This window comes from Paenibacillus sp. FSL M7-1414 (assembly GCF_038003195.1).
GTDB classification, from domain to species: domain Bacteria; phylum Bacillota; class Bacilli; order Paenibacillales; family Paenibacillaceae; genus Paenibacillus; species Paenibacillus amylolyticus.
Window position 1 is genome coordinate 2,592,388 of the sequence record NZ_JBBOOS010000001.1, and the last position, 24,562, is coordinate 2,616,949.

32 protein-coding genes are annotated in these 24,562 nt (G+C 41.6%); 27 read left to right on the forward strand and 5 right to left on the reverse strand.

The annotated features are described in order from the left end of the window. Positions 1–42: 42 nt before the first annotated feature. The gene (locus tag MHH92_RS11830) at positions 43–297 is read right to left on the reverse strand and encodes a DUF6809 family protein (protein ID WP_340907665.1); all 255 of its coding nucleotides are present in this window, start codon (positions 295–297) and stop codon (positions 43–45) included. Between the two features lie 57 nt (positions 298–354). Here MHH92_RS11830 and MHH92_RS11835 point away from each other — a divergent pair, with 57 nt between their 5' ends. The 15 genes from MHH92_RS11835 to MHH92_RS11905 all read left to right on the forward strand — a co-directional run bounded on the left by MHH92_RS11835 (position 355) and on the right by MHH92_RS11905 (position 10,533). After that, on the forward strand, positions 355–576 hold the full coding sequence (locus tag MHH92_RS11835; RefSeq protein ID WP_174806439.1) for a helix-turn-helix domain-containing protein: 222 nt from the start codon (positions 355–357) through the stop codon (positions 574–576). Positions 577–761: 185 nt separating this feature from the next. Beyond that, positions 762–1,163, forward strand: coding sequence for a GNAT family N-acetyltransferase (locus MHH92_RS11840; protein WP_340903838.1), 402 nt, complete (start codon positions 762–764; stop codon positions 1,161–1,163). Between the two features lie 173 nt (positions 1,164–1,336). Beyond that, positions 1,337–1,837, forward strand: a complete 501-nt coding sequence (locus tag MHH92_RS11845) for a hypothetical protein (protein WP_340903839.1) — start codon at positions 1,337–1,339, stop codon at positions 1,835–1,837. A gap of 325 nt (positions 1,838–2,162) precedes the next feature. Beyond that, entirely contained in the window at positions 2,163–2,375 is a 213-nt protein-coding gene (locus MHH92_RS11850) for a helix-turn-helix domain-containing protein (protein ID WP_017689032.1), read from the forward strand. A gap of 368 nt (positions 2,376–2,743) precedes the next feature. Continuing rightward, the gene (locus MHH92_RS11855; protein WP_340903840.1) at positions 2,744–3,301 is read left to right on the forward strand and encodes an HAD-IIIA family hydrolase; all 558 of its coding nucleotides are present in this window, start codon (positions 2,744–2,746) and stop codon (positions 3,299–3,301) included. A 57-nt stretch (positions 3,302–3,358) separates the two neighbouring features. Beyond that, a complete protein-coding gene (locus MHH92_RS11860) occupies positions 3,359–3,760 on the forward strand; it encodes an NUDIX hydrolase (RefSeq protein WP_076216307.1) in 402 nt (133 codons plus the stop codon). A 167-nt stretch (positions 3,761–3,927) separates the two neighbouring features. Then, positions 3,928–4,911, forward strand: a complete 984-nt coding sequence (locus MHH92_RS11865; protein WP_340903842.1) for a phosphotransferase enzyme family protein — start codon at positions 3,928–3,930, stop codon at positions 4,909–4,911. 432 nt (positions 4,912–5,343) lie between these two features. After that, positions 5,344–5,871, forward strand: coding sequence for a YfiT family bacillithiol transferase (locus MHH92_RS11870; RefSeq protein WP_340903843.1), 528 nt, complete (start codon positions 5,344–5,346; stop codon positions 5,869–5,871). A 185-nt stretch (positions 5,872–6,056) separates the two neighbouring features. Beyond that, a complete protein-coding gene (locus tag MHH92_RS11875) occupies positions 6,057–6,611 on the forward strand; it encodes a helicase (protein ID WP_340903844.1) in 555 nt (184 codons plus the stop codon). A 42-nt stretch (positions 6,612–6,653) separates the two neighbouring features. After that, positions 6,654–7,310 carry a DUF4367 domain-containing protein gene (locus MHH92_RS11880; protein ID WP_340903845.1) on the forward strand — a complete coding sequence of 219 codons (657 nt, stop codon included), beginning with the start codon at positions 6,654–6,656 and terminating at the stop codon, positions 7,308–7,310. Between the two features lie 30 nt (positions 7,311–7,340). Then, on the forward strand, positions 7,341–7,823 hold the full coding sequence (locus MHH92_RS11885; protein ID WP_340903847.1) for a DinB family protein: 483 nt from the start codon (positions 7,341–7,343) through the stop codon (positions 7,821–7,823). A gap of 54 nt (positions 7,824–7,877) precedes the next feature. Next, positions 7,878–8,387: a phosphotransferase-like protein gene (locus MHH92_RS11890; protein ID WP_340903849.1), complete on the forward strand. Its 510-nt coding sequence runs from the start codon at positions 7,878–7,880 to the stop codon at positions 8,385–8,387. 17 nt (positions 8,388–8,404) lie between these two features. Next, positions 8,405–8,881, forward strand: coding sequence for a DUF5662 family protein (locus tag MHH92_RS11895; protein ID WP_047842568.1), 477 nt, complete (start codon positions 8,405–8,407; stop codon positions 8,879–8,881). A gap of 86 nt (positions 8,882–8,967) precedes the next feature. Beyond that, on the forward strand, positions 8,968–9,804 hold the full coding sequence (locus MHH92_RS11900) for an acetamidase/formamidase family protein (protein WP_340903852.1): 837 nt from the start codon (positions 8,968–8,970) through the stop codon (positions 9,802–9,804). 147 nt (positions 9,805–9,951) lie between these two features. After that, complete coding sequence (locus tag MHH92_RS11905) at positions 9,952–10,533, forward strand: HAD-IA family hydrolase (RefSeq protein WP_340903853.1); 582 nt, start codon at positions 9,952–9,954, stop codon at positions 10,531–10,533. A 59-nt stretch (positions 10,534–10,592) separates the two neighbouring features. On the opposite strand, the gene MHH92_RS11910 is transcribed toward MHH92_RS11905, so the two are convergent. Beyond that, the gene (locus MHH92_RS11910) at positions 10,593–11,042 is read right to left on the reverse strand and encodes a DUF1569 domain-containing protein (protein WP_340903856.1); all 450 of its coding nucleotides are present in this window, start codon (positions 11,040–11,042) and stop codon (positions 10,593–10,595) included. 157 nt (positions 11,043–11,199) lie between these two features. On the opposite strand from MHH92_RS11910, the gene MHH92_RS11915 reads away from it, so the two are divergent. The 8 genes from MHH92_RS11915 (at position 11,200) to MHH92_RS11950 (ending at position 15,094) form a co-directional block, all read left to right on the forward strand. Continuing rightward, entirely contained in the window at positions 11,200–11,373 is a 174-nt protein-coding gene (locus MHH92_RS11915) for a hypothetical protein (protein ID WP_340032716.1), read from the forward strand. After that, positions 11,370–11,834, forward strand: a complete 465-nt coding sequence (locus MHH92_RS11920; RefSeq protein ID WP_340903857.1) for a hypothetical protein — start codon at positions 11,370–11,372, stop codon at positions 11,832–11,834. Before MHH92_RS11915 ends, MHH92_RS11920 begins: the two co-directional genes overlap by 4 nt. Before the next feature lie 13 nt (positions 11,835–11,847). Beyond that, positions 11,848–12,705, forward strand: coding sequence for a methyltransferase domain-containing protein (locus MHH92_RS11925; RefSeq protein ID WP_340907666.1), 858 nt, complete (start codon positions 11,848–11,850; stop codon positions 12,703–12,705). Positions 12,706–12,739: 34 nt separating this feature from the next. Then, positions 12,740–13,678, forward strand: a complete 939-nt coding sequence (locus MHH92_RS11930; RefSeq protein ID WP_340903858.1) for a hypothetical protein — start codon at positions 12,740–12,742, stop codon at positions 13,676–13,678. A gap of 182 nt (positions 13,679–13,860) precedes the next feature. After that, a complete protein-coding gene (locus tag MHH92_RS11935; protein ID WP_340903859.1) occupies positions 13,861–14,004 on the forward strand; it encodes a hypothetical protein in 144 nt (47 codons plus the stop codon). Between the two features lie 8 nt (positions 14,005–14,012). Next, the gene (locus tag MHH92_RS11940; RefSeq protein WP_340903861.1) at positions 14,013–14,162 is read left to right on the forward strand and encodes a hypothetical protein; all 150 of its coding nucleotides are present in this window, start codon (positions 14,013–14,015) and stop codon (positions 14,160–14,162) included. Positions 14,163–14,207: 45 nt separating this feature from the next. After that, complete coding sequence (locus tag MHH92_RS11945) at positions 14,208–14,531, forward strand: hypothetical protein (protein ID WP_340903862.1); 324 nt, start codon at positions 14,208–14,210, stop codon at positions 14,529–14,531. A gap of 38 nt (positions 14,532–14,569) precedes the next feature. Further along, positions 14,570–15,094 (forward strand): GNAT family N-acetyltransferase, encoded by a 525-nt coding sequence (locus tag MHH92_RS11950; protein ID WP_340903863.1) that lies wholly within the window; start codon positions 14,570–14,572, stop codon positions 15,092–15,094. 133 nt (positions 15,095–15,227) lie between these two features. Here the strand turns inward: MHH92_RS11950 and MHH92_RS11955 are convergent, their stop codons facing one another. The 3 genes from MHH92_RS11955 to MHH92_RS11965 are packed head-to-tail and all read right to left on the reverse strand — an operon-like array spanning position 15,228 to position 19,589. Further along, positions 15,228–16,190, reverse strand: coding sequence for a sugar ABC transporter substrate-binding protein (locus tag MHH92_RS11955; RefSeq protein ID WP_340903864.1), 963 nt, complete (start codon positions 16,188–16,190; stop codon positions 15,228–15,230). Then, entirely contained in the window at positions 16,183–17,772 is a 1,590-nt protein-coding gene (locus tag MHH92_RS11960; RefSeq protein ID WP_315373352.1) for a response regulator, read from the reverse strand. The genes MHH92_RS11955 and MHH92_RS11960 overlap by 8 nt, the downstream gene beginning before the upstream one ends. A gap of 5 nt (positions 17,773–17,777) precedes the next feature. Continuing rightward, positions 17,778–19,589, reverse strand: a complete 1,812-nt coding sequence (locus MHH92_RS11965) for a cache domain-containing sensor histidine kinase (protein WP_340903866.1) — start codon at positions 19,587–19,589, stop codon at positions 17,778–17,780. A 243-nt stretch (positions 19,590–19,832) separates the two neighbouring features. Between MHH92_RS11965 and MHH92_RS11970 the strand changes: the two genes are divergently transcribed. The 4 genes from MHH92_RS11970 (at position 19,833) to yjfF (ending at position 24,464) form a co-directional block, all read left to right on the forward strand. Further along, positions 19,833–20,855: an ABC transporter substrate-binding protein gene (locus tag MHH92_RS11970; protein ID WP_340903868.1), complete on the forward strand. Its 1,023-nt coding sequence runs from the start codon at positions 19,833–19,835 to the stop codon at positions 20,853–20,855. Positions 20,856–20,940: 85 nt separating this feature from the next. Next, positions 20,941–22,452: a sugar ABC transporter ATP-binding protein gene (locus MHH92_RS11975; protein ID WP_340903869.1), complete on the forward strand. Its 1,512-nt coding sequence runs from the start codon at positions 20,941–20,943 to the stop codon at positions 22,450–22,452. Positions 22,453–22,456: 4 nt separating this feature from the next. Beyond that, positions 22,457–23,500: an ABC transporter permease gene (locus tag MHH92_RS11980; protein WP_083657362.1), complete on the forward strand. Its 1,044-nt coding sequence runs from the start codon at positions 22,457–22,459 to the stop codon at positions 23,498–23,500. Beyond that, the gene (gene yjfF / locus MHH92_RS11985) at positions 23,490–24,464 is read left to right on the forward strand and encodes a galactofuranose ABC transporter, permease protein YjfF (protein WP_074094671.1); all 975 of its coding nucleotides are present in this window, start codon (positions 23,490–23,492) and stop codon (positions 24,462–24,464) included. The genes MHH92_RS11980 and yjfF overlap by 11 nt, the downstream gene beginning before the upstream one ends. Positions 24,465–24,562: the final 98 nt, after the last annotated feature.

Here is a 24,562-nt window from a genome sequence, read left to right on the forward strand (position 1 = left end):
GACAGCATCAAAAACAATAGAAAAAGAGGGTCATATAACCCTCTAAATACTAGAATTCTGCAATTCACTAAATAGTTGTAGGGCATCTTTGAAACCTTGTATGTAGATACTTCTTTCTAGGATGGATTGGAGTGAGATTTGTGCGTCTTCGTAAAGAAAAACTGTATGTTGAAGTTGATCGGGCAAAGCATCACGAAGTGTTTTAAAATATTCATCTGTCTCAGCAGAAAGTTGAGTGTACTCTCTATGACACTCCAGAAGCTTAGTATAGAGCAAATCTAAACGTATTCTTATCAGTGGTTCTGTTGATGATTGCTAATATGAAAGATAAGATAGAATTACGGAGGGGAAAAGATGAACATAATCAAGTGTAATATACGAGAACTCATGGCAGAACATCGAATAGATGATATAACAGAATTGATGGCAAAATCGGGCTTAAGCCGGAATTCGATCAATAAACTCTATAGGGAAACAAATATAGAAACAACAAAGCTGGAAACCTTATTCAAGCTATGCGATACATTTAATTGTAAATTATCTGATTTGATTGAATACGTACCAGGAGCAAAATAAATAGTGAAGGTCGATTTGAGAAACGATTCCGTCCTATAACATAATATTCATGCATTGCTCCTTCGGAGCCTGGGACTGCGGATGGATTTCGAGAAGAGTTTCAGCAAACATCCCCTTTGGGGTTCATGAATATAGAAACGTTGTCCAATACTTCCAATCAAAACAACAACCATAGGAGCAATATTATGACAATCATTTTCAAAGAAATAAAAGACATTGATACACACGCAATTCAAGAACTGTTTCACTCGGTGGACTGGAAATCAGGAGATTTCCCAGAAGATCTGAGACAAGCAATATACAACTCGCATACGGTTATAACAGCATGGGATGATACCAAATTAGTTGGCTTAATAAATGCATTGTCTGACGGAGTGATGACAGTATATTTTCATTACATGTTAGTACACAAAGAATATCAATCATTAGGAATTGGTAAGAGAATGATGGAACAAATGCTTAGTCGATATTCTAATATCAAAACAAAAGTGCTTATATCTTATGATAGTGCAGAAAAATTCTATGGATTATTTGGATTTAAGCCAGAAGAAGGAACTAAAGCCATGTTTATTTCAGATATGGTATAGCAGTTTAAGTTTATCAAAGAAGTTGGTAGAATCAGATGAAAACACGTTAATACGTAGGGGCGTCGGCCCCTTGGTCCGAAGGAAGTTATATGCTCCTTTAAGGTGGTGGGACGTCATGAACACAACAACGTTATGTAAAATCACATAAAACTTTATAGAATGGATGAATTTAAATGGATAATTTAGCGCTAAAAGGCTGGATTGATACACACAAAATCATAGACCGAACCTTGAAAGGTTTTTGGGTAGCATTTAATAACTACATAAAAGAATCCCCTGAAGAAATTGATTTGTTTTTTAATGAATTCAATATAAAAGATATTAAAGCTTCAATAGATACGATAGAGCATAAAACCATTTTTCATCCTGATTATCAGATTGCAGATAGCCTCTATTCTCAGCAAGTTATATCTACATTAGATATTTACTACATCAATGAAAGAATAGGCTATTATAGAATGTTCTTTCATACCAATGGGGAATATTTTGACGATAGCCTAGTGACAGAATGGACAGGCTGGTACATCACTTTAAAACTTGAAGCACTAACTGAACTTCAAAAGGAAATTAAAACTGAACTAGTGAAGAATAGAGTTGAAGAAGACAAGATCGAAAAAATTTACGATTTAATAAGTAAACAAATTTCTGAAATCAAAGATCAAATCCATAAATAATTGCAGATAAAAAAGAAGAAGTAGCATCACATAACATAATATTCACGTTTCTATCCACCTAGCTCTCAATTGGATGATATATTTAATTCATTATGTAATTGAAGAGTATCCTTAACACCTGTAAATAGATTTCACGTTCTAATATTGTATGAACAAAAAGGTCTGCGTCATCATAAAGAAATAGAGTTCTACGCATGTCCTGAGGTAAAAGCTCATGTAACCTTTTGAAATAAAGATTCCGATCAAATGAGAATTGATTATTGATGGAGTTGTTTTTGAGAAGGTCGCTATATAAAGCTTCAATTCGGATATGAAGGGATACCAGATGATAAGTTATAAACCATTTCAAAAATTATTGATTGACAGGGAGATTAAGAAGCAGGATTTATTGAAAATGACGGGGATTTCATCGGCAACGATGGCAAAACTTAATACGAATGAGTATGTATCGTTAGAAGTAATCGATAAATTATGTACGGCATTGGGATGTCAGCCTGGAGATCTATTGGAGCATATAGCAGATTCGAAACTAAGTTGAAGAAGAAAATAATATGTTAGTCAAATCAGAGAATCGATTCCGCCGTATAACATTATATTTATGCTGTGGCTCCTAAAGGAGCCATAGTCTACTGGAAATGTATTTTATGGAAGCGCTCCAGATTACATATTTAAAAATGAACGTCGTGAGTACGGGAACGTTTTGTGAGATTATCGCTAATGTTAGAAGCAGGGAGGAATAACAGTGGCTTGAAGACAAACTTTAGCTAGATTTAGAATGAATTCTTAGATGTTTTCCAAGAGATAACCCGAATGTTGGTTTCGAGTGGTGATTACAGAAACGTTATCGGAAAGTCTAGTGAAGATGTATTTATAAATGATCAAAATCCGATAATTTGGAGGTTAATTATGAGAGCGTTCAATGTAGAAGCAGTTTTTATTGATCGTGATGGAACGATCGGTGGATCAGATGAAGTCCTTTATCCAGGGGAATTTGAATTGTTTCCATACACTAAAAAATCTCTGGAAAAATTAAAAACACTTGGAATTAAACTGTATGGATTTACGAATCAGCCCGGTATTTCAAGAGGTGAAGCTACAAAAGAAGCATTTGTAAGAGAAATGATAGAATTTGGCTTTGATAATGTTTTTATATGTCCGCATCAACATACTGAGAGATGTGAATGCCGCAAACCGAACCCAGGAATGTTACTTGACGCTGCTAAGAAAAACAATTTAGATTTAAGTAAATGTATTGTAATTGGGGATCGATGGTCTGATATTTTAGCAGGTCATCATGCTGGATGCAAAAAGATATTAGTTTTGACTGGAGCAGGGAATGAAGCTTTAAATAAATACAGACATAAATGGTCAAACACAGAAGCGGATTTTATTGCAAGTAATTTCGAAGAAGCAGTTAATTATATTATTAGTCTGGAAGAAACGATTGAAGCGGACCTAAGATAGGAACTATCTAAGATAAGATATATTTTAAAAAAAATAAATATAACAGGAGGAATTGGCATGAAATTTATTGTTTCTGCTAGTGTAATCGTTCTCAATGAACATAATGAGATTTTACTCATGAAAGGTCGAAGAGGTTGGGAAATGCCTCAAGGTTGTGTTGAAGAAGGAGAGACTATTAGGCAGGCAGCAGTTCGAGAAGTGAAAGAGGAAACAGGGATTGACATCGAATTAATTAAATTTTGTGGTTTGTATCAGAACATAACGCGAGGCGTATGCAACAATATATTTACTGGAAAACCGATTGGAGGAGCTTTAACTACCAGTGATGAAAGTGAAGAGGTGGGCTACTTTACTTTAGAAGAAGCTGGGCAAATGATAACATGGGGAAATTTCTATAACAGAATTCATAATGCATTAGATGAGAAAAGCCATCCTTTTTTGATTGAATTTTCAGAATAAGGACATCTATCAGATCACAATATATTCACGTATCGGACATTCGTCCTTGGTCCGGCATTCTCTGGACACCCTGCGTAAGCTGGTTAGTGAATACAGGAACGTTCGATGAAACACTCCGAAACTCACACTTGAATGAAATAACATTGAAGTAGAAAAGGAGAATCATTTTGGTTGGTAATGAAATACTTTCTCAAGCAGCTAATTCATTTGGATTTGATACTAATACGTTAAAGTTCGTAAGCAACTCTTGTAATGAAGTATACAGGTTTAATAAAGGGAATAAGGAATATTTCTTACGTTTATCTGAAAAACCAGTTGAATTTGAGCTTAATATTAAGGCAGAAGTCCATTGGGTACGGTATTTAGTTGAAAGAGGCATTCATGCAGCTTTGCCAATCCAGACTATAGAAGGTGAATTAACTGCTGTATGTAAGGACTGTGAAAAGTGCTATATTGCGACTGTGTTCGAAGGAGCTCCTGGCCTTTTTTTCGATAGCGATCCACAATTATGGGGACAGAGCTTGTTTAAAACATGGGGCGAAACAATGGGGTCAATGCATCGGTTGACAAAATCTTATGATCCTGGCGATTTGAAAAACAAAAGGATGGAATGGAATGTAGCGGAAATAAACAATTCACATTTACATTTTGGTAATTATCAAATACTCCTCAATAAACTCAGAACAATTGAAAAGGAAATGAAAAACCTGCCTAAAAACAAAGAATCATACGGTCTGATTCATTATGACTTTCATCCTTATAATTTTCTTATCGATCAAGGGAAGATAACTGTTTTTGATTTTGATGATTCATTGTATGGGTGGTTTGCACTTGATATTGGAATCGCAGCTACTCACGCTGTTTGGTGGGGTTCACATTATAAGGCTTGGAGATCGGAACATGAATTTGCAAAGCACTTCTTAAATGAATTTCTAGAAGGTTATATCAAGCAGAATAGCATAGAACAAGAATGGATCCATAGGATACCTTTGTTTATGGAATATAGAAATATTAGTTCCTTCTTTTGGTGGCTTAACAATTGGAATGGGAATGAAGAGAATCTTACTGATTTTCAAAAGAATGCTATTATTGAAACGGTAAAACTGATTGAAAGTGGCAAACCTCTTGATGGATGTGATATCAAATTATAGGATGTTGAGGGCTGACCTAAAGGAGTAGATGAGGGACGTCTAACAATACATTAACACATCGGACTTACTTCCTCGGTCCGCAGACGAGATCTCGATAAATTGGAGAGAAGAATACTCCTTACGACACTCCACAAGTTTTGCATTATGGTAGACTCCACCTTAAAGTTGCTCCTATCTTGGTTGGTGATGTTCTAGACAAACACCATTCGACCCAAGATCGGGGCGCTTTTTATAGGATTGTACCTTCGTAACTCAGGTTTAATTGCGCTAGTTCTCTAATCCAAATACAGATATGAGAGTAGTTTAATATAAGGAGCAGCCCGAGAATACAGGTTGCTTCTTTTTTTGCTTTTACACTTCGCAAATGGAACATTGTGGGTTATATTGGATATGATTTGGTTCTATAGTAGAGAAATGGAGAGGTGGTCAACCTTGGATGAAAATGTACGCTTTCCGATAGGACACTTTGAGCCAAGTCTTAAATTCTCTAATGAGGACCGAATCCACATCATTGGTCAAATTCCCGGAATTACGAAGACCTTAAGAGAGATTACACAACATCTCAATGATGATCAACTTTGTACTCCTTATCGTGATGGCGGTTGGACGATCACACAGATTGTGCACCACCTTGCGGACAATGACATGAACGCTTATATCAGATTTAAGAGAGCCTTGACTGAAGATGAACCGATGGCAAGCTCATATCGAGAAGATTTATGGGCATCATTACATGATTACAGGAATACGCCCATCGAAGATTCAAGTTTGTTGATGGAGATACTGCACAAGCGATTTCTCAATCTGCTGCTTGGTTTACATCCCGATCAGTTTAGACGAACACTCCGAACAGAAGTGTTAGGTACAATTACATTGGATATCGCGATTCAAAGATTTGTATGGCACGGGCAGCATCATATTGCTCAAATTAAATCTTGTATAACATCGCAAGGGTGGTAGGGTCTTATACATCTCAAGTGTGGAGGTAACATATGGGGAAAAGTGAATTGAGTTTCTAATTAGAAGCCTTGGCCTGCTGCTACCACTTACTGAGCATTTGTATGTAAACGAATTCAGAACTAGATGAGTGACTACGTTTTAAATATAAATTCAAATAGAAGTAATCTTGATTTAGGGGGATACAAATGTTGATTGAAGATGAAAAAGTATACCCTGATTGCGCAGTTGAAATTAGAATAGTAGACGTTGGCGGTTTAACAAAGCCACAGCTTATTCAGAAACTGGACCAATACTCTATTTCATTGAATAAATATGGAGAACAGTTGTTAAATGATGAGAGATTTATAGTTTCCAGTACAAAGCGAAGCTTGCAAACGGTTGAGTTGACCGTCAGACAACTTGGATTTTCGGATGGTGCTACGACTTTTCAGCTCTTTCGAAGAGCAAATGATCTTGGGTTGGAATGTTGTCCGGTTGAGTTAGGTCCTTATCTAAGAATGCAATATTTAGATCAGCCCGAGATATGTTCTACCAATATTTCAGAGGGTAACAAAGCTCCGTCCGGCTCCATTACGATAGCATCTGCAGCCCTTACGGAGGATAATGAATTTCCAAAAGGTTTTTATCTCAGACGAATAAACGACAAGTTATGGTTACGAGGATATCTTGCCGACGATTTGCATATTTGGAGTCCTCATGATCGTTTTATCTTCTGTAGGTCTCAGCTTTCTATAGCATGAAGTTCAGAAAGGTATTTTTGAAAACAAAGGAGTGAAAGACCAATGGATATCAAAAACAAAAGCGGAGATGTGCTTGGAAAAATTCAAATTGAATCCTTACGCAATGATCATGCGATTGACCGGATAGTCATTGACTTAAAGCCTGGTGACGGGAAGGCGATTTACACCGCAGATGTTATAGAGAATCAATTCACGCAACAGACCAATTATGCAGCCATTCCATGGGAAGATGGTCTGGAGCTATTGCAACGGCATTACTCTCCATGGCAGCCGAAATTTCCGATTGATTCTGATATAGATGCCATTCATGTGTTTTATGGATTTGATAATTTAACTCTGCAAGAAATCGATGAAATGATTGAAGAAAATAACAGGTCAGGCAGAAATGTAGTGATAAGAGACCTGAAGCCCAATAAGAAGGTTGTGGGCATCAGCATCACATATAAAGAATACGGTGGTTATAAACTTAATATTTTCGGGACAACAAAGAGCCGGATCGCATTGCCTGATCATGATGGTACTAAGGTTAAACAGGTAGCCATACGTGGCGTCGAAGCATTTTATATTTTCAATAACGAAACTTCCCAATTGATATGGATCGAAGAGGATGTGCATGGGAAGGCGCTACAATACGAGATCATTGGTAGAAACATGTCAGAAGATCTTGTGATGAAGATTGCGAAGTCAATGAACGGATAAATTTTATATTAATCTGAGTGAGGTGCAGCGATGAGTTACAAAGCTATTCTCATAGACCAATTAAACGCCTGTTATCATGACAAGAGCTGGTTTATTCCGCTTCATGATATTTTGACAGACCTCAATGCGGCGGAGGCCGCTTTTGTAAAGAATAAGGGAGAGCATTCCATTTGGGCGATCGTCAATCATCTTATTTTCTGGAATGAGAAGTGGCTTGAGAGATATATTGCCGAACAGGTCAACGGGCAGAATTCAGTGAATAATGAGGATACATTCGACATAGATACGTCTAACCTGAATGATGTGGAGTGGCGCAAGACATTACATAGACTGAAAACCGTGTTTAGTGATTGGAACAGGGCACTCGAAGATAGTGATGAACATAAATTGACCCGTGAAATCCCTTCCTATTTCAACGCGCCATGGTGGGGAGTTGTATCAAATCTAAGTATTCATAATGCCTATCATATTGGCCAAATCATGCTGCTCAAAAAATCAATGAAACACACGTAGAACACGCTGTATTACATTTATAAAACTATACTTAAGCAAAGGAAGATGACTATCATGGAAAAAGGAAAAATTATATTTTTGAACGGTGTAACCAGCTCTGGTAAAACTTCAATTGTAGAGGCGCTGCAATCATACGATGATCCGTTTTTCTATGTTGTGGCTAATGATTTATTTGAAAATACGATCGGTGATAAACATCTACAGACGGATTACTGGAAGTATCTGAGTGAAGCAATTGTAATGATGTATCATACGGCAAAAGTATTTTCAGACCATGGAAAGCATGTTCTGATTGATGGCATTCTTGTGGAAAGACCGGAGCTCGCGCCGCATTATGAACAAGTCAAACAGATTTTTGAAGGGTATCCACTGGATATCGTTGAGTTATATTGCCCCCTCGACATCTGCCGTCAGCGGAACATCGAACGTGGTGATCGCAGAGAAGAGCAATCGGATGAGCAACATCAAATCATGGCTAAACACATCAACTATAGCTATTCGATTGATACAAGTATGAACACACCGGAAGAATGTGCAGAGAAGATTATTGCAGCGCTGTTCTAAACACAACGTTATGGGAGATGGTGACCATTCGTTCCGCATACTGGAGGTATTTTCTATATGTTGTTGAGCATAAATTGAACGTGCTGATCGAATGTTGGCAAGAAGGTCTGTATGTGCAAGGTTTAATTCATGATATATCCAAGTTCTTTCCGCAAGAATTTATTCCCTATGCAATTCATTTTTATTCAGAACAGAAGGATGAAGACACCCATCTAAGATGGAAGAACGCATGGCTACATCACCAAAATCATAACAAACATCATTGGGAGTATTGGATTGTAAATAGGAATACAAAAGAAGCTCTGCCCATGCCTACGAAATATTTGATAGAAATGGTATGTGATTGGAGGTCTTTTTCAAGAAAATGGGGACGTAAAGTGAAAGATTCTAATCTGGTAGAACGAATGATAAATTCACAAGATATTATTTTACATCCAGTGACGAGAGAAGAGCTTGAACAGTTATTTATTAGAAAGGATGAGAAGTTCATATGATCATGGAAGCGGATCGTTATTGCAAATAAAGATACTCGATACCGTGATAATTAAGCAAAAAGCTGAATTCCGAAACTGTGGAGGTTATGATGACCATTCATACGATTGAATTAACTCAGGAAAATCTGATCGGTTCATTTACTAATGAGGTAACCCCCATTTTGAGCGTGAAATCTGGTGACTCTATTCGTTTTCAGACGCTGGATGCGGGCTGGGGAACGGGTGTGAGTTATGTGGAACGCATGAAACCTTTTGATCGTCAAGGTGAAAAAGATGGAGGTCATGCCTTAATCGGTCCGATCTATATCGATGAGGCGAAGCAAGGACAGACGTTGGAGATTATTTTCAATGAGATCGTACCCGGGACTTACGGGTTTACTTCCGCTGGCGGATATCCCAACTGGCAGAACCAGAAGTTACATCTAACAGAGGTTGAAGAACTGTCGCTGAATTGGGCACTTGATCGTCAAACGATGAGTGGAACCTGTGAAATACACGGGAAATCCTTTACGGTGTCTCTCTCGCCGTTTATGGGAGTAGTGGGAATGCCACCAGAGTCACGAGGGATTCATACGACTTGGCCGCCTCGCTATTGTGGAGGGAACATCGACTGCAAGGAACTGGTGCAGGGAAGTAAATTATATTTACCTATCCCCGTAGACGGGGGTTATCTCGCGATTGGTGATGGTCATGCACGGCAGGGAGACGGTGAAGTCAGCTGTCAGGCCATTGAATGTCCGATGAAAGTGGTGGATGTCACGCTTAATGTGATTGATGATATGATTTTGACCAATCCTCGTGCACATACGCCATCCGGCTGGATTACCTTCGGTTTTCATGAAGATCTGAATGAGGCTACGGTTCAAGCATTAGACGGGATGCTCAATCTGATGGGTGAGTTGTACGGACTAGATCGAGTGTAAGCGATTGCACTTGGAAGCGCGGTAATTGACCTGCGTATCATCCAAATTGTGAATGGCGTTAAGGGTGTGCATGCTGTCCTTCCGCATGACGCTTTTAAGTGACTTGAGGACTGTTATGCGTCGTATTAGAACTTGGGGGTCGATAAAATGAAAGGCAGACCACAGATCGTTTTAGATATCGCAGGGGTTTTGTTAAGTAATATGTCGTTGACGTGCTGGAAAGATATGAGTGAGGAAACCAACCTATCGGCAGAATCTTTGAAAGTACATTTTGCAGGAATCAAACGAAAGCTCTGGACAGGAATGATGAGGGAAGAAGAGTTCTGGCAATCGTTGAAGGAGATGTATCCTGAATTATCAATAAGCCGAGCGAAGGACATCTTATACAATTCGATTGTTCCCTTACCAGCCGCTCAATACCTTGAGCGATGGAGTGAGTTCGCAGATATCCATCTATTCAGCAATCATTGTAAGGAATGGATTGAGCCGAATCTGAGCCGTTTATTCTCATTTACCAAAAGTGTAACCATCTCTAATCAAGTGGGTTTATGCAAACCTGAGATTGAGATATACCAACGGGTCAAAACCCTCCTGGCAGCTGGAGAAGAGGTTCTATTTATAGATGATCAAGAGAAAAATTTACATTCTGCTAAACTACTTGGTTGGAGGACTTTACTGGCTGACGAAGAAGGAGATTGGGTTAATGAAGTTGAGTCATTGCTAATTTAGAATGTAATCCAGAAACAGTAATAGAACAGCATGCATAAATGGCACACCGTGAATAACCGCTAAACTCCAAATTGCTTTAGATGATGATCTAAATGCTTGTATATGCCTTTACCCCATTGCTCGGCTGTTAATTTTCCGAAGAAGGGATGGGGGTGGCGGGAGAATTTATCTGAAGCACCTTGTTGAAAGATATTAATCTGCTGCTCAAGCTTTTCTTTTTCTGCCATAAACTGTCGTTGGTCATCAATAATGATTGTCGGGATCGTAGACATATTATGGGGCAAGGGCTTGTCATTATAAAACATTGGTTTTGCGAACCGTCCTATAAGTCTCCCAAGTAATCCTCTAGGTGGAAAAGCATTTCCTAAGGGGATATCATGAAATGCTGAACAGTGAGCCAGCATTTGAGAGACCTGCATCGTGCCCCATTCAGGGATGGAATTTTCACTAAGTTGAGCCATGCGCTCTGTAATTTCAGCAGCATTGATCGTATCAAATATACTTTTCACAAGAACACCTCAGTCCTCTAGGATATAAAATTTGAACTTAAACTATCATCATTCTCTTATTGAAAGGTTTATCCTCTTACTATCAAGAATAATAAGATATGGTAAGTTTAGTCAATGTATTATAGGAAAACCACAATTGAAATCGTAGGATGCGAACTTGGAAAATAAGGAAACGTTTAATCTCGTAGCAGATGAATATGAACGATATAGACCCGTCTATCCGAGTGAAATGTTTGATGATATTTTTACATATCTGAATCTTAATAAAGAGGATTCCATTCTTGAGATTGGCTGCGGAACGGGGCACGCCAAGGAAAGCGATTTCAATTGATTGTGTCTGGAACGGCCTTTCACTTCATTGATCCGAAAGTTGGTTACCACCGGGTTTGGGAATTGCTAGAGAATACAGGCGGCATTGGACTTTTCTGGACGATTCATATACCGGTCTATGACCAGCTACACAATGAAATTCGTTCCCACTACATAGCATTAGCCCCTCATCTGGATGATTCTCAATATCCTTCGCCAGATGAAGTTATCCAGGAGCGTAAAGAAATAACAGAAAAATCTGGCATGTTCACGGATATTGAGGTTAAGGAGTATAACTGGATACAGTCCTGTTCCAGCGAAGAGTATGTCACGCTGTTAAATACCAATTCCAAACATCAGCAGCTTTCTATTGATGTTCGGCGTTCACTTCTAGAGCGAATCAAACATTCCATTGATGCTGCAGGTGGAACGATAGAGAAACAACATAAGGTTGCCCTTTTTCTAGGGAAGAAAAAGGTCTAAGGATATATGTTTTATTTTTCCACAGAAGAACAGGAGGGAATATATGAGTAATCCGCGTTCAACATACAGTATCCAAACGGCAGTGTTAAGTTTACAAGAGGAATTAGAGAGGTTAAAGATGCAGGCGATAATGGGGTGGTCCAAAGAATTTCGAAATCTAGAGTGGTATGGTTTGAAAAATGGAATGCGTGTATTGGAGGTCGGAAGCGGACCAGGTTACATTACAGAGCAACTATTGAACAATCTGCCGGACAGCGAGCTTACCTCACTTGAGATTGATCGTTCACTGCAAGCACAAGCCAAAGAACGGCTGAAAGCTATTCCTTCCAAGCGATTACAATTTGTAGAGTCTTCCATCTACCAGATGGATCTGCCTGATGATTCTTTTGATTTTGTCGTGGCAAGACTGATCTTTCTTCATTTGAACAATCCTGACGAAGCTGCAAAAGAGATATATCGTGTGCTGAAGCCTGGTGGCCGTCTTGCTATTATTGATGTGGATGACGGCGTTTTTGGAGCAGTGAATCCTGATGTTCCTGCTTTGCATAAGGTATTAATGAAAATTTCGGACTATGTAGCACAACACGGCGGTAATCGCTTAATTGGCAGAAGTCTGCCGCGTCTCCTTTCTGAGAGCGGATACATCGATGTTGACATTGATTCTGTCCTTCAACATAGTGATCTGTTAGGCATAGAAGGGTTTAAGCACCAGTTTAATCTTAATCGTTTTGTACATTTTGCTGAAAAAGGTGTGATCAGTTCGGAGGAATTTGCTCAGCTGCAACAAGCATCTGAAGCGATAAATCATTCGCCGGAAGCCTATGCCATGATGAATTTCATTACAGCTTGCGGGACGAAGCCATTGACATAGCTGGGTTGAAACTAATTAGGGACGGAGGATGGGGATGAATATCGTTCAATCTTTTCAGGAATTAGTAGTTCGAGTGGATCATCAGGGTATGATTGAGTTACTGAAAAACTTCGAACAATCCAGGGAATTGTCTGTCCATGAACAAGGCTGGGTCTACTGGAATGTTTCAGATGGTTATGCCTTATTAAGAGAGCCGGAACCGCTTTATGCCAATCACCGGGAATTCTTCGAATGGGGGAAAGAAAATCTCGCTTCGGAGCAGTTACACTGGATTGTTTCGGACTCGACACAAGCGTTGTCATTATCTCTAGGGAACTATTTTAATCATTGGATGGATTGGTACCAATATACTTGTGATCATGCCCCGAAGGTGGATACCAACCGAGGTGTTCGATTCGAGAGCCATCGGGCTTTGGGTGGTTCGCTTTGGGTTTTGAAGAGATACAGTGAAATGGACAGTGTGCTTGAAAATATGAACCAGCTTATACAAGAAGATGAGACATGGTCCAATATTCTTTTTGCCCGAATTACATACAACAAACAGCGTCTGGCCTATCTGCATCATGTTGGGGAGGTTGCGGGAGTCGAAGCTCTTGTGAACGAAACGATGGACTGGATTGATGAAATCAATGATGGAGCACTAAGCATTTCAAGAAAAGATGAAGTGGTCGGCAGCTGGGAGGATATTAATGTCTCCAGAAATTCGCAGAGAGATATCAATATTGCGTTAAACAATTTGGCCTGCATATTAACGGATATCGAAAGGTATGAGGAAAGTGTGAAATTGTTTATGCAGATACAGGAACGTGGTCACCACATGAATGCATATGGTTTTTCCAAATGTATATATTCGATCTGGAAGACAAGAGGGGCTGAGGCAGTTAAAGATGCATTAGCAGATAATGCATCTTATGAAATAGCGGACCTTGTGAAACATACTCCTAAATTATCAGAAATCAAAGGTTTAGCATGAGGTGATTTAAGTCGCAAGAGGCCTGCACAACAACATGAAAGGAGTGATGTGATATGAGAAACAATACAAATTCGAGTAGAAGAAATGAAGTTGCCAGAGGTGTTTTTGTCTAGCGCAGAGGACCTAAAGAAGGGTTCCGAGGGATTCCTCTGTGTAATTTTCACTAGGAGGAATTTCAATTTATGATTCATTTAAAACATGTGTCGGTGGATAATTGGTATGCATGTACTCAACTGAATGTAACGGAAGAACAGAAAAAAAGTTTTCCCGCGCCGGTTGTATATTGGATTGCAGAGGTTATGGAAGAGAAGCGCTTAGGAAGTTGATTGATCTAATGAAAGAATCGCTGAATTGCAAACGCATCATGATTGGACACAGGCCGGAAAATGGTATCGCCGGAAATCTGTATGAATCACTTGGTTTTCAGAGCGTAAGTGAAGGGCTGATTGATGGCGAAGTCGTTCGGCTTCTAAGATGCAAGTAGTGCCAAATTACAAGCGATTTGGATTGTAAAGGAGGTAATTTGTCTTTGAAGCGTGTACACATTATTTTCTCATTACTCTTTATCATGTTAGGAATTGTGATTATTACAATCTCGAAAATGATTGAAGAGGTAATTCCCAAGCTAGGGTATACAGCATTCCAGTCAGCAGCAGCTGGCAGTTATGATTCGAGTGCTTATCAAGTGAATTTTGAACTGAATTATTGGATAGGCGCGATATGTATTTTGGGTGGAGTTATCTGTTTAATTAGTACAATGAATGTTGTCAGAAACTACATTCGTGAAATGAATATAAGAAACAGAGCGTCTGATGAAACTCATAATTATGACGACACAAGAGAACTGAAATAGGTTATGATATGACATAAAAAAAGAAGGGGCGGATACACATGATTACATTGCAATACTTTGAACCGGAAGATTTTGATCAACTGATCGAATGGAGTGGGGATGAAGCATTTTTGCTCCAGTGGGCCGGCCCTCAGTTCCAATATCCACTTTCCAGAGAGCAGCTATCGGATTATTTACATGGTGCCAATGATAAGAACACTTCAAATAAGTTCATTTATAAAGTGATGGATGAATCGACTCAGGAGATTGTAGGTCATATTGCTCTTGGCGGTATCGATCGATATAATCGTTCAGGGCGTATCGGTAAGGTGCTACTTGGCAAGCCATATCAGGGTAAAGGTTATGGAAAGCAAATGATCGATGAGGCACTTCGAATTGGATTTGAAGAGGAGAAGTTACACCGGATCAGTCTGGGCGTATTTGATTTTAATGTCACAGCCATCCGATGTTATGAAAAAGCAGGCTTTGTGCAAGAAGGACTTATTCGTGATGCGAGAAGATATGAAGATACATTCTGGAATCTAATCGAAATGAGCATATTAGAAAACGAATGGAAAAAATGACTTCTCAAAAGGATCATCATACTTGAGAATCATCTTTCTTGAGAAACACTTCCATGAACGGATGTAATAACTACGTGTACGAAAATTTAATTGGGGAGGTCCTACTGTCATCAGAATGACAGTAGGACCTCCCTTAATTACTACCCTGGTTTATTTCAATGATCCCCGTATCAATAAATTCCTCCACGGGCACACCGTCGCTAGAGAGTAACAGGGTCTCCATCATTTTGGCACCCCAGACTCCTTCATTCTGCGAAATAACGGCAGACAATTGACCGTTGAGCAACCCGTTTTCACTGGTCGGGCTATCACCGAACGCGATTAAATGCCGGTTAAGGCCTTTTGCTTTCCAGATCAGGGTAGAGGCAGAGACAGAAACAAAATCGAGCCCGATAATCGCATTGAAGTGAGGGTGAGCTTGAATCATGTTCTCCATATCGGACATGGCTTGATCTTCATTCCCTTGATGATAACGAACTTCCAAGATTTCGATGTCTGTTTCACTGCGGATATAATCAATGAATCCATTAAGCCGCTGCTGCAAACCTTGCATCTCCTCCAAGCCATTCTCGACAAGAATCATGCCTTGATTATGCAGGAGTCGTGTAGTCGTCATCGCGAACTGCTGGCCAGTGCGATAGTTATCGGCGCCAACATAAGCGATTCGATGACTGGATGGGACATCTGACTCAAATGTAATGACAGGAATACCCGCAGCTTGGGCTGTATCAATAACCGGTGTAAGTGCAGCAGCATCCACAGGAGATATAGCTATCCCGTCCACATGCTGTTTGATCATATTCTCCATGATACGGATCTGTTGTTCGGTATTGGCTTCATCAGGTGCGTTTACAATTAACGTAATATTGTGTTTCCCTGCATACTCCGTTGCATCCTTCGTGATCATCTCATAGGTTGGATACGTCATTGGATAGATAATACCAAAAGTTTTGCTCGCTGCAGATTTCTCTACAGGTGAAGTCGCAGGAAGTGCTGTAGCCATCTGCTGTGGGCGAATGTGTGCCGAACCGGATGAAACGATCATCGGGAACAGAAGGCTTAGTGTAAGTAAAAGTGCAAATCTGGCTTTATTCATACATTGACTCTTTTCTCATATCTGATGGTCTGGCCTGCGATTCCTCAGTTCCTTGAGTTCGGTATTCTCTTGGCGTAAAACCTGTTGTTTTCTTGAATATATTAGAAAAATAGTGAGAGTCATTGTAACCAACTTTGTAAGCAATCTCAAAGGTTTTGTTGTTGGTTGTTTTCAGCAGCTCCTTGGCTTTGCCGATTCGAATCTGGGTTAGATACTCCGTTATCGTTTGACCGGTTTCCTGACTGAAAATCTTGCTTAGATGACTTGGACTGATTCTGACGTGTGCAGAAATCATCTTCAACGAGACCTGTTCGTTATTGTATTCACGGGATACATAAGCTTTCACCTGATCAATGACATCACTGTATTTTCCAGAGCACGCTGCTCTTCTCTGCCATAACAGGTTAAGCAGGGAACACAGATATTGGGTACAATCCTCCCAGCACGTAATCTTCCGAATCGTCTGTTGTAGGGAAGTAATGTTCTCATCCGAATGGTCACTCATGCGGAACAACTGATTCGCGAGCCGAAACGACTCCAGCGTAAGATCATTCAACAGATAGAAGCCATACGAGGAGGACTTCCAGTCGAAGGACTGTAATGGAGCGGCAAACTCTTGCACAAAATGGTCACGCAGATTGGGGCTGCCGATTTTGAGAAATTCAAGAAACGAATTCCTGTCGAGAAAAAGAGTCGTTTGCTCATCCAGGTTAATGTCATGTAGAGAAGCTCTGTTCTGAAGGGTGAGTCGATTAATATATTTATCCTCCTCCGCTTCCAGATACGAGACATGAATTCCTTGTAGCCGCTCCTGTTGACTGCCAATGCCCAGAATAATATTACATTTGAACGTATGCTCAAGTTCCATACGAACCCGCCCGCGAAGCTGCTCCAGATATACGGATATGCTGTCATCGGAGTGATACTTGAGCAGAAGCACCAACTCGGTCCGGCTTCGAATATAAGGAAGAAGTTCGACGTGGGGATCACGAGTTTCCTCCAGTATGGGAAGCAGCTTCTTCATCAGGGATTCCGGGTCCCGGGAGTCATCTGTTAATCGAACGTCGATAATGACAATTGTATAATACCGGGCCGAGAGTGGAAGTGAGAGTTGTTTGGCTGATTCAATCGCATCGGTTGTACCGATGAGTCCTCCGCACAGATCGGCCAGCAGTTTTTCTTTGGTGATCGTTCGGTTTGTCATGCGTTGATGTTCTTCATCCATTTGTTTGCTGACCTTATGAAGCATTTGGATTAGCTCTGCTGCACTAATGGGCTTTAGACAGTACTCGGTCACACCAAGTCGGATAGCCTCCTGGGCATAACTGAATTCATCATGACCGCTCATGATAATGATTTTGATATCAGGTTGTTGAGTGCGAACGATGGAGGTCAGTTCCAATCCGTTCATAAATGGCATTTTGATATCCGTAATCAGAATATCCGGAGCCCATTCATGAATTAAAGGTAACGCAAGCTCGCCGTCGGGTGCATCCCCGCAATAGTGAAAACCTTCCTTTTCCCAATCGATGCAGCTCCGTATATTCTCCCGAATTCCAATTTCGTCATCCACAATCATCACCTTTTTCAACGATTAACCTCCTTGCTTTTGGGGATACGAATCATAAATGTGCTGCCTTCCATATAGGTACTTTCCATTTCAACGCCATAAGCTGGTCCAAAATAGAGTCGAATCCGGTGATGTACATTGAGCAGACCGAATCCGCCTTCCTGCTCGCCATCTTGGGGTGAACGGGAACCGGCCGGCTTCTCCAGCTCTTCACGTAATTGTGCCAATCGATCCGCAGACATGCCAATTCCGTTGTCCTGTACGGTGAGAATGATGCTATTGTCCTCTACATATCCGTGTATGGATATCAGCCCTTGACCGCGTTTGTTCTTGATCCCATGGTAGAGCGCGTTTTCAATCAGGGGCTGCAGCGTCATCTTCAAAATGGGATAATCCTGAAGCTCACGATCAACGCTGATCTCGTAAGTGAGAATATCGTGGTACCTCATCTGTTGAATAACCAAGTAACTCCGCGCATGTTCAAGCTCGGTTTGAATGGATACCCAGTCGAATCCTTTGTTCAGACTCAAACGAAAGAACTTCGAGAGGGCCTGCACAAGTTTGATTACATTTTCTTTTTTCTCTGCTTCAGCCATCCATAGAATAGATTCCAACGTGTTATACAGGAAATGAGGGTTGATCTGAGCTTGCAGCGTACGTAGTTCAGCTATTTTCACCTGTTCATTCTCTCGAATGCTCTTTTCAATTAGCATTTTGAGCTTATCCAGCATCACATTGAAGCTTTTGCCCAGATCAGAAATTTCGTCCGAGCCGTGTGGTGTGACTTTGGCTTCCAAGTAACCGTTTGCAGCTTTACGCATCTTGTTCATCAGAATCCGGATGGGAAGAATCAGTCGGTTATTCAGGAAAAAATATAACGATATCGCAAAGAAAGCACTTAACAAAACCGTAATGATGATCAATTGGCGAATGCTATTGGCCTCTGCAATGATTTCCTGATAAGGAGCTACCCCGATCATTTTCCATCCGGTCTGTTTTGAGGTGCTGTATACAACAAACTGGGGCTTGGATCCTGCAGACAGGATAAAGCTGTCGTGCTGTAGATGTAAAGGGACCGATCGGATCTGATCCATCATGGTTATGGATGCCGGGGTGACATCTGGCCTAAAGAGTGTATTTCCGTATTGATCACTAATATAGAAAAAACCGGAATCCTTAATGGGGGTATTCGTCAAAAAATCATCAATGAATGAATCATTCAAATCAATCACGATGAACCCGATGACCTCATGCGTAATTCGCTCTTTGACCGTGGTTATAATTGAAAGCGCATTCTGTTTGGGGTAAGCAAACCCATCCAGCCTGTTATATTCGGCATAGGCTGCAGAATGAGGGATGCGCAGAATGGCATCCGGATACTGTATTAGATACTTGAAGTACGGGTTACGCAGCGGATTTCGTTCCAGCTTGAACACGCCTTTTCGTTCACTTATGCCTTTTCCATAAAAATTCACGAATGAGATATTAAGTACCTTGTCATACTTGTAGGTTTCCCGATAAAGATTGTATGTCTGAAGGATGACTTTGGCTTCTGGGTAGGACTCCGATTGAGAATACAAGTATTGAAGCACTTGCGGGTTCTTGCCCAGTTCGAGCAGCCGTTCCGTATCCTCAAACAAGATGTCAATGTTCCTTGCAAGCTGGTCGGCAACCAGCTGTGTCGAGGCCTTGTTATGATTGGATACGACCGTATAGGATTTGTGGTAAGAAATCAATCCAACCACGATCAGTGGCACTGAACTGAGGATAATAAACATGCTGAGTAATTTAAGCCTGAGGCTTGAAGCAATCCATTGAATGAGTTTCAACGTATTCCACTCCATCTGAAGGGATCAAAAATGTATCATTAGTATAACATGATTTTCTAATATGTAAGAGAATCGCTAAATACTACACAATTAAACAAAGAAATTACACTTTTTAAACTCCATTTTTTGAAATTACTAAATTATTACATAAATAAAGTATGAGACTCCATATAAGCTCGGAATGAAAGCGTTCTATAATGTGGTCACACCACAAGGTGAAACGAAAAAAGGGAGGATCACAACATGCGAACCAAAAAAAAGTGGGGACTTGCCATAACATTGGCTATGGTGATGCTGGTCAGCACGGCATGTAGCAGTACCAATGGAGGAGCAGGCTCCGATAATGAAACTTCAACGAGTGGGAATGGCAGTACACCTGCCAGCGCCAAAACAATTACGCTTGGTTTTTCGCAGGTTGGTGCAGAGAGTGGCTGGCGTTCGGCGAATACCAAGTCGATTCAGGATTCAGCCAAAGAAGCAGGTTATGATTTGAAATTCTCCGATGCGCAGCAGAAGCAGGAAAATCAAATTAAAGCTTTGCGATCCTTCATACAACAGAAGGTGACGGTGATTGCTTTTTCCCCTGTTGTAGAATCCGGTTGGGATACCGTATTGAAGGAAGCGAAGGATGCAGACATTCCCGTGATACTGACGGACCGTGCTGTGGATTCGCCGGATAAAACCCTCTACAAAACCTTTATTGGCTCCGACTTTGTAGAAGAAGGACGCAAAGCAGGTCAGTGGCTTAGTGACCAATACAAAGACACACAAGACGAGATCAACATTGTTGAGCTGCAGGGTACAACAGGCTCCGCACCAGCGAATGACCGTCAAGAGGGCTTTATGGAATTGATTGCTTCCAATTCGAAGCTTAAAGTGATTGCTTCACAATCGGGTGACTTTACACGTGCCAAAGGCAAAGAAGTCATGCAAGCTTTCCTCAAAGCACATAAAAAAATAGATGTTCTCTATGCACATAATGACGATATGGCACTTGGGGCAATTCAGGCCATTGAAGCGGCAGGATTGAAACCAGGCGTAGATATTACAATTATCTCTGTGGATGCCGTGAAGGATGGGATGCAGGCTGCTGCTGATGGCAAAATCAACTTTATCGTTGAATGTAATCCGTTGTTAGGACCTCAATTAATGGAAGCGGTTCAATCGGTAGTGGACGGGAAAGACATCGAACCCCGAATCGTTACGGATGAGACGACCTTCACATCGGAGCAAGCCAAAGAAGCATTGCCAACACGTGAATATTAAAAGCAGATTCGTATAACACCGAAAAGTCATTTTTCGACCAGGCTGTCGCTAAATGACTTTTTTCCATAACAAAGGAGAGGGTTATATGGCCGAGCAAGCACCCATTTTGCAAATGACAGGCATCACCAAACAATTTCCCGGGGTTAAAGCGCTATCCAGCGTCAGCTTTCGCTTGTTTCCGGGCGAGATTCATGCCTTGATGGGTGAGAATGGAGCGGGGAAGTCGACGCTTATTAAAGTTCTGACTGGCGTTTATTCCATTGATGAAGGAACGGTAACCATGGATAACCGGCATCTTTCGATCTCCGGTCCGCTTGAAGCGCAAAAGGCGGGAATCAGTACCGTTTATCAAGAGGTCAATCTCTGTCCAAACTTAACGGTCGCTGAGAATATTTTCATCGGGCGGGAGCCGATGCGATTTGGCAAAATCAATTGGAAGCAAATGAACAAAGATGCGGAGAACATTCTGCGAGACAGATTACATCTGTCCATCGACGTTAAGGCTCCTTTACAGACCTACTCGGTCGCGATGCAACAACTGATTGCAATTGCAAGAGCACTCAGCATCTCGGCAAAAGTGCTCATATTGGATGAACCCACATCCAGTCTGGACAAAAACGAGGTTCAGCAACTGTTTCGTATTATGCACAAATTAAAGAGTGAAGGTCTCGCAATTCTTTTTGTTACTCATTTTCTTGATCAGGTATACGAAATGTCGGATCGTCTAACGGTGCTCCGTAACGGGGAATTGGAAGGAGAGTACATAGCCGCAGAACTTCCACGCATGGAACTGGTTCTCAAGATGATCGGCAAGGAACTCGAGGTGCTTGAGGAGCTTCCGAAGGAAGCGGATGCTGCCCAGGCGGAGTCGGGAGAACTGTTAATTACCGCTAAGGCACTTGGACGCAAAGGAGCAATTGAGCCATTTGATCTGGACATTCGCAAAGGAGAAGTCGTGGGCTTGGCTGGGTTATTGGGGTCTGGTCGTACCGAGATCGCTCGCCTTTTCTTTGGTGCAGATCGTTCAGATGTAGGCAAACTGCTCGTTGTAGACACAGGAAGTACGGTCAAGTCGCCGCGTCATGCAATTGATCAGAATATTGCTTTTTGCTCCGAGAACCGTAAAACCGAAGGCATAATCGATGATTTGACCATTCGGGAGAACATTATTCTGGCTTTACAAGCGACACGAGGCTGGTCCAAACCCATCTCACGTAAGAAACAGGATGAGATCGCCGAAAAGTACATCAACCTGTTAAATATCCATCCGAAAAACCCGGAGCATTTAATTAAAAATCTGAGCGGCGGTAATCAGCAAAAGGTGTTGCTTGCACGGTGGTTGCTGATGAACCCCGATCTGTTGATTCTCGATGAACCTACGCGTGGAATTGATATCGGTGCCAAGACTGAAATACAGAAGCTGGTGCTCTCTCTGTCGAAGCAGGGCATGGCCGTGCTGTTCATTTCGTCCGAGCTGGAAGAAGTGATTCGTGTCAGCCACCGGATTGCCGTAATCCGGGACCGCAAAAAAGTGCAAGAACTTAGCGGGCATCAGATCCATCAACAGCAAATCATGAAAGCAATGGCAGGAGGTTAAAGAGATGGCGGGCAAGATGCGTAAACATCATTTGTTTTGGCCGTTATGTATGCTTGGTTTACTTTTAATCTTTAATTTGCTGTACTCTCCGGATTTCTTCTCCCTCGTCATGCGTGAAGGGAATCTGTATGGCAGCTTGATTGATATTCTCAATTTTGGAGCGCCTTTAATTCTGGTATCGATCGGCATGACACTGGTGATTGCAACCGGAGGTATCGATTTGTCCGTGGGCTCTATTGTAGCGATCTCCGGTGCCGTGGCTTGTATGAGCATCAGCAGAGGAGTGGATCAGAGTTCGCTCTGGCTTGTGTTGGGTGCACTTGGATTATCTATAGGTCTCTCACTGATCTTGGGCATATGGAACGGGGCGCTGGTTTCGGTTGCCCGAATCCAGCCCATTATTGCAACGCTTATACTGATGGTAGCCGGACGTGGGATTGCGCAATTGATTACGAGTGGACAGATTATTACTGTATCCAACGCGAACTACGCCTATATCGGTGCAGGTTCGCTTGCAGCATTGCCTTTTTCCATCTTCATCGTATTAACTGTGCTACTAGTTGCCTCATTGTTGACGAGAAAAACGGCACTGGGACTGTTTATTGAATCGGTTGGAAGTAACGCAAACGCGAGCCAACTGGCAGGTATTCGTTCAAAAACGGTTATTCTCACGGTATATGTCTTCTGTGGTCTGTGTGCCGGCATTGCCGGGCTTATTCTCAGCTCGAATGTATCCAGTGCGGATGGCAATAACGCAGGTCTGTGGTATGAACTTGATGCCATTCTTGCTGTAGTCATCGGGGGTACTTCGCTCAATGGTGGTCGTTTCTATCTAATGGGTACCGTCGTTGGAGCACTCATTATCCAAACCTTAACAACGACGATCTATATGATTGGAGTCCCGCCAGAAGTTACGCTGGTTGTCAAAGCCTTTGTTGTACTGGCCGTTTGTTTGATTCAATCCGATTCATTCCGCAATTCCATGGTGATCCGTTGGAAAAAACGGAAGTTTCCAGCCGAACAGGGGGTTAACCGCCATGTTTCTTAATCGTAAGTATCTCCCGGTCTTTGTCACCTTCGGTTTGCTGGCCGTGATGTTTGCCATAGGCTCTTTCCGGTATACGGGGTTCTTTTCCACACAGGTACTGCTTAATCTTCTCATTGATAACGCATTTCTGATTATCACGGCAATTGGCATGACTTTTGTGATTGTATCGGGAGGAATCGACCTGTCGGTAGGATCTGTCATTGCGCTGACGACCATCATTAGCGCAAGTCTGGTCGAGAAGCAAGGATGGTCGCCTGCGATCGTTATACCTATGGTGCTTGTCATGGGTGCGTTGTTTGGCACAGTCATGGGGGCGATCATCCACTATTTTAAAATTCAGCCTTTCATCGTGACACTGGCAGGCATGTTTTTGGCGCGGGGGCTGTGTTATGTCATCAGTCTCGACACCATTACCATTACGAATCCATTTTACACACAGGTTGCGCAGGCGAAGATTTCCCTGCCAGGGGGCAGCTTTGTCTCCATTAATGTGATTATTGCTCTGGTCATTGTACTACTCGCGATCTTCCTGGCACATTACACCCGGTTTGGGCGCAACGTTTACGCCATCGGCGGAAGCGAGCAATCCGCGCTGCTTATGGGACTGCCGGTTGCACGTACCAAAATCCTGGTGTACACGTTCAGCGGTTTGTGCTCCGCGCTTGCCGGTGTTGTCTTTACCTTCTATATGTTATCCGGTTATGGATTACACGCCATGGGTCTTGAACTCGATACCATCGCGGCTGTTGTGATTGGAGGCACCTTGTTAACAGGTGGTGTAGGGTATGTGGCGGGAACCTTTATTGGTGTATTGATCCAGGGGGCTATCCAAACTATAATTAGCTTCGAAGGTACGCTCAGCTCATGGTGGACCAAGATTGTGATTGGCCTGATGCTGTTTGTTTTTATTTTGTTCCAGCGACTTCTTAGCGGGCGGCGAGTATCCTCGAAATCACTGCATTAAGTTGATCGAATTAAATGATATTGAATACGGATACCGACACAATGATATAACAATATGCGCTCTGCATTGCTGAATGCTGAGCGTAACATGGAGATGGG